General features: G+C 30.5%; 7 protein-coding genes. All 7 read left to right on the top strand.

The genetic code is table 11. The features are described from left to right. On the top strand, positions 1 to 1,391 hold a 1,391-nt coding region (gene cysS / locus MR593_RS13250; protein ID WP_290693897.1), incomplete at its 5' end, for a cysteine--tRNA ligase. Continuing rightward, positions 1,376 to 1,789, top strand: a complete 414-nt coding sequence (locus MR593_RS13255; protein ID WP_290693900.1) for a Mini-ribonuclease 3 — start codon at positions 1,376 to 1,378, stop codon at positions 1,787 to 1,789. The genes cysS and MR593_RS13255, both read left to right, overlap by 16 nt. A 214-nt stretch (positions 1,790 to 2,003) precedes the next feature. After that, entirely contained in the window at positions 2,004 to 2,762 is a 759-nt protein-coding gene (thyX, locus tag MR593_RS13260; protein ID WP_331474868.1) for an FAD-dependent thymidylate synthase, read from the top strand. A gap of 12 nt (positions 2,763 to 2,774) precedes the next feature. Next, on the top strand, positions 2,775 to 3,509 hold the full coding sequence (gene rlmB, locus MR593_RS13265; RefSeq protein WP_290693903.1) for a 23S rRNA (guanosine(2251)-2'-O)-methyltransferase RlmB: 735 nt from the start codon (positions 2,775 to 2,777) through the stop codon (positions 3,507 to 3,509). Continuing rightward, positions 3,509 to 4,039 carry an NYN domain-containing protein gene (locus MR593_RS13270; RefSeq protein ID WP_290693906.1) on the top strand — a complete coding sequence of 177 codons (531 nt, stop codon included), beginning with the start codon at positions 3,509 to 3,511 and terminating at the stop codon, positions 4,037 to 4,039. The genes rlmB and MR593_RS13270 overlap by 1 nt, the downstream gene beginning before the upstream one ends. A 61-nt stretch (positions 4,040 to 4,100) precedes the next feature. Next, complete coding sequence (gene sigH, locus MR593_RS13275; RefSeq protein WP_290693909.1) at positions 4,101 to 4,763, top strand: RNA polymerase sporulation sigma factor SigH; 663 nt, start codon at positions 4,101 to 4,103, stop codon at positions 4,761 to 4,763. A gap of 61 nt (positions 4,764 to 4,824) precedes the next feature. After that, on the top strand, positions 4,825 to 5,022 hold a 198-nt coding region (locus MR593_RS13280; RefSeq protein ID WP_290691227.1), incomplete at its 3' end, for a GTP-binding protein.

The following is a 5,022-nucleotide window of genomic DNA, read 5'->3' on the forward strand; positions in this document are numbered from 1 at the left end:
TATATAATACATTATCACGTAAAAAAGAAGAATTCGTACCAATTGAAGAAGGCAAGGTGAAAATGTATGTTTGTGGTCCTACAGTATACAACTTTATACATATAGGAAATGCAAGACCTTTTATAATATTTGATACATTGAGAAGATATTTAGAATACAGGGGATATGATGTTACATATGTTCAAAACTTCACAGATGTAGACGATAAAATAATCAAAAGAAGTCATGAAGAAAACATTACACCAGAAGAAGTTGCTACTAAATACATAAAGGAATACTTTGTAGATGCAGACGGATTAGGGATCAAAAGAGCAGACGTGCATCCTCAAGTAACAAACAACATACCACAAATCATAGATTTCGTAAAAGAACTAGAAGACAAAGGATATGCTTATGCAGTTAATGGAGATGTTTACTTCGATACTAAAAAATTCAAAGATTATGGAAAGCTTTCAGGTATAAAACAAGAAGAACTAGAAGCTGGGGCAAGAATAGAAGTAAACGATCAAAAGAGACATCCAATGGACTTCGTTCTATGGAAGGCTAAAAAAGAAGGAGAACCAGGATGGCCAAGTCCTTGGGGTGAAGGTAGACCAGGATGGCATATAGAATGCTCTGTTATGTCTAATAGATACTTAGGGGAAACTATAGACATACATGCTGGTGGACAAGATTTAAAATTCCCTCACCACGAAAATGAAATAGCACAAAGTGAAGCTAGAAGTGGAAAGACATTCTCTAACTACTGGTTACACAATGAATATATAAACGTAAACAACGAAAAAATGAGTAAATCATTAGGAAATTTCTTCACAGTTAGAGAAATATCAGAAGTTTACGATTTAGCTGTAGTTAGATTCTTCATGCTATCTACTCATTACAGAAATCCAATTAATTTCAGCGACGAAATATTAAATCAATCTAAAGCAGGTCTTGAAAGATTATACAATGCTAAAGAAAGAGCTGAGTTTATAATAAGCAATCTTGGGGATACTAAGATGACAGAAGATGAAGCTAAACTACAAGATGAATTAGCTGGATTTAGACAAAAATTCATAGATGCTATGGATGACGATGTTAATACAGCAGATGCAGTAAGTGCAATATTCGAATTAGCTAAATTCATGAACAGCAACATAACTGAAAATTCTTCAAAGGAATTTGCTGAAAAAACATTAGCTGAATTTAACGAATTAACTGGTGTTTTAAACATAGTAAATGACAAAAAAGAAGAAATGCTAGACGAAGAAATAGAAAAATTAATAGCACAAAGAACAGAAGCTAAAAAGGCTAAAAACTTCCAATTAGCAGATGAAATTAGACAACAATTATTAGATAAGGGTATCGTCCTTGAAGACACAAGACAAGGCGTAAAATGGAAAAGAGCATAAAAATGGACAAAACTGAATTAATAACTATGTCACCTTTAGTTTTAGCATATTTAGGAGATACAGTTTATGAATCTTATATTAGAGAGCATCTAATAAGACAAAATATCAACAGAAAAGTAAATGATCTTCACAAATCAGCTATACAATACTCTAAAGCTAAGGCACAAGCGACAATAATACACGAATTACAGGATGAATTGACAGAAGAAGAAATAAGGATTTTCAAAAGAGGTAGAAATCAAAAGCCTCATACATCACCTAAGAATGCAGATATTATTGATTACAAATGCGCGACAGGCTTTGAGGCATTAATAGGGTATTTATATCTAAGTGAGGATAGAGAGCGACTGGAATATATAGTCCAAAAAAGTATAGAAATTATAGAACGAGAAATATAATTAAAAACACCACTTTTAAGCATGCTTTAAAGTTTTGTAAGAAAGTGGTGTTTTTTTATAATATGTTTTTAGTGTATAATTAATTAGTGAATATAATTTATATAAAATTGAAATTTTATAAAGTTTTTTTGCAAAAATATAAGGAAAGTTCACATATAAATTAAAAAATTTTTATATATTAAATTTATAAATAAAAAAATAGGAGGATTTTATTATGAAAGTCAAATTATTAGCCCATACACCAGAACCGGAAAAAGTAATATCTATGGCTGCTAAGCTGTGTTATTCTCCAGTTGGTGTAGATGAAATAGAACAAAATTTAACTCAAGAGAGTATAGATAAATTTTTAAATATGCTAGTAAGTATTGGCCACGAGTCGCCAATCGAGCATGTTACATTTACATTTGGAATTGAAGGAATATCAAGAAGCTGCTCTCACCAAATAGTGAGACATCGAATCGCAAGTTTTTCACAACAATCACAACGTTATGTAAAGCTTGATCAATTTGAATATATAATTCCACCTGAAATAGAAAAAAACGAAGAAGCAAAAAAAATATTCATAGAATCAATGAATAAATGCCAAGAAGATTATGATAAATTAGTAGAAATACTATTTAAAAAACATTATCAAGACTTATTAGACAAGGGAGTAAGTGAAAAGAAAGCTAAATCACAAGCTGAGAAAAAATCTATAGAAGATGCGAGATATGTATTCCCAAATGCTTGCGAAACAAAAATGGTATTTACAATAAATGCCAGAAGCTTGTATAATTTCTTCCATCACAGATGTTGCGAAAGGGCACAATGGGAGATTAGGGAATTAGCCACAGAAATGCTAAAATTAGTAAGAGAAGTGGCCCCTACTTTATTTAAGAATGTAGGCCCAAGCTGCTTAAATGGACCATGTCCAGAAGGCAATATGTCATGTGGAAAAATAAAAGAAATAAGAGAAAAATTTAATAATTTATAGGCGGTGAAATTATTGGCAAATATAGAAGGTAGAAATCCTATCATAGAGGCTTTGAGAAGTGATAGGGCAATAGATAAAATAATGATATCGAATTCATCTAAGGAAGGGTCTATCAAAAAAATAATAGGTATGGCTAAAGAAAAGAATATAGTTATACAATATGTCGATAAACATAAATTAGATGAAATAAGCACAAGTCATTCACATCAAGGTGTAATAGCCGTAGTAAGTGATTATAAGTATTATGAACTAAGTGATTTATTAGAAATAGCAAAGAAAAAGGGTGAAGATCCATTTTTTATTATACTAGATGAAATAACAGATCCCCATAATCTTGGTACGATAATAAGAACAGCAGATGCAGTTGGAGCTCATGGTGTAATCATACCAAAGAGAAGATCAGTTCATATTACTTCTGTAGTAGCAAAAGCTTCAGCAGGGGCAGTTGAGTATGTTCCAGTATGTAAAGTAACCAATATAGTAAATACTATAAAGCAATTAAAAAAAGAAGGTCTTTGGATAGCAGCAGCAGACATGGATGGAGAGGTTTTCTATGAACAAAATCTAACAGGACCAATAGGATTAGTAATCGGTAGTGAAGGTTTTGGGGTGTCTAGATTAGTTAAACAAAATTGTGATTTTGTAGTTAAGATGCCGATGATAGGAAATGTATCATCTCTGAATGCATCAGTTGCAGGCGGAATATTGTTATATGAAATTTTTAGACAAAGAATGAAGAAGGATTAATGGCTAAGAAAAAGTATAAATCGTATTTAATTGTAGATGGTTACAATATCATAAATGATTGGGAAGAATTAAAGGCATTAGCAAGCGAAGATTTAGATGCTGCAAGAGAGAGGTTAATACACTATATAATTGAATATGCACAATATAACGGTAAAAAAGCAATTATTGTTTTTGATGCTTACAATGTAAAAAATAGTAGGGAAAAGGTTGAAAGAAGAAAATATATAACTATTGTATACACAAAAGAACATCAAACTGCGGACAGTTATATAGAAAAATTTATAAGTACATTATCTAAATACGATAAAATTGAAGTAGCTACTAGTGATTATGCAGAGCAACAAATTATTTTGGGGAAAGGTGCAACTAGAATTTCTGCAAGGGAATTAAAAATCTATCTTGATGAAACTTTGACGAAAATAAAAGAAAAACAAAGAGATAGTACAAGAAAAATTCAGCGAAATTTCTTGGAAGATAGACTAGATGATATAACTTTGTCGAAACTTGAGAACATTCGTAGAAAGCATTGAAAATACTGGATTTGTTGAGCTATAATATAAGTACAGGAAACTTGTAAATGGGGGAGATTTCATGTTACTAGCTAAGGATAATGATAAAGATTATAACTATTATGAGAGTTTAGATAATAGTCAGCAAGATGAATATAATATAGTATTAAAAGCTAATAAAGGGGATAAACTAGCATTAGAATATATTATATCTAAATATAAAAATTTTGTTAAAGCAAAAGCTAAATCATATTTTTTAGTAGGAGCTGATAAAGAAGACATAATTCAAGAGGGTATGATTGGTCTATATAAAGCAGTTAGAGATTTCGATGGAACAAAGACGAATTCATTTAAATGTTTTGCTGAAATATGTATAACTAGGCAGATAATAACTGCTATTAAAACTGCAACAAGACAAAAACATATACCTTTAAATTCATATGTATCATTAAATAAACCTATCTATGATGAAGAATCAGATAGGACGCTTTTGGACATAATAGCAACAAGTATAGTAACTGATCCAGAGGAATTAATAATAAGCAAAGAAGAGCTAAAAAATATTGAAGATAAGATGAATGAATTATTAAGCGACTTAGAATTAGAAGTCTTAGGGCTATATTTAAGTGGTAAGTCATATCAATATATTGCTAACGTACTTAATAGGGATGTTAAATCTATTGATAATGCACTACAAAGAGTTAAGAGAAAATTAGAAAAACATCTTGAAAACAGAAATAATTAATAGTAAAATGCTTATTGTAAACACTTTAATCATATTAAATTATTTAGGAGGTAATTAGAAAATGGCAAAGGCTAAATACGAAAGAACTAAACCACATGTTAATATAGGAACTATCGGTCACGTTGACCACGGTAAAACTACATTAACAGCTGCAATAACAAAAACATTATATGACAGATATCAATTAGGAGAAGCTGTAGATTTCGCTAACATAGATAAAGCTCCAGAAGAAAGAGAAAGAGGAATCACAATATCAACA

It is taken from the genome of Intestinibacter sp. (assembly GCF_022780145.1).
Classification (GTDB): domain Bacteria; phylum Bacillota; class Clostridia; order Peptostreptococcales; family Peptostreptococcaceae; genus Intestinibacter.

What these genes read in the sequence shown, in the direction of transcription:
- MR593_RS13270 (WP_290693906.1), top strand. Translation starts at nt 3,509, where the DNA reads ATGGCTAAGAAAAAGTATAAATCGTATTTAATTGTAGATGGTTACAAT.
- thyX (WP_331474868.1), top strand. Translation starts at nt 2,004, where the DNA reads ATGAAAGTCAAATTATTAGCCCATACACCAGAACCGGAAAAAGTAATA.
- sigH (WP_290693909.1), top strand. Translation starts at nt 4,101, where the DNA reads ATGTTACTAGCTAAGGATAATGATAAAGATTATAACTATTATGAGAGT.
- MR593_RS13255 (WP_290693900.1), top strand. Translation starts at nt 1,376, where the DNA reads ATGGAAAAGAGCATAAAAATGGACAAAACTGAATTAATAACTATGTCA.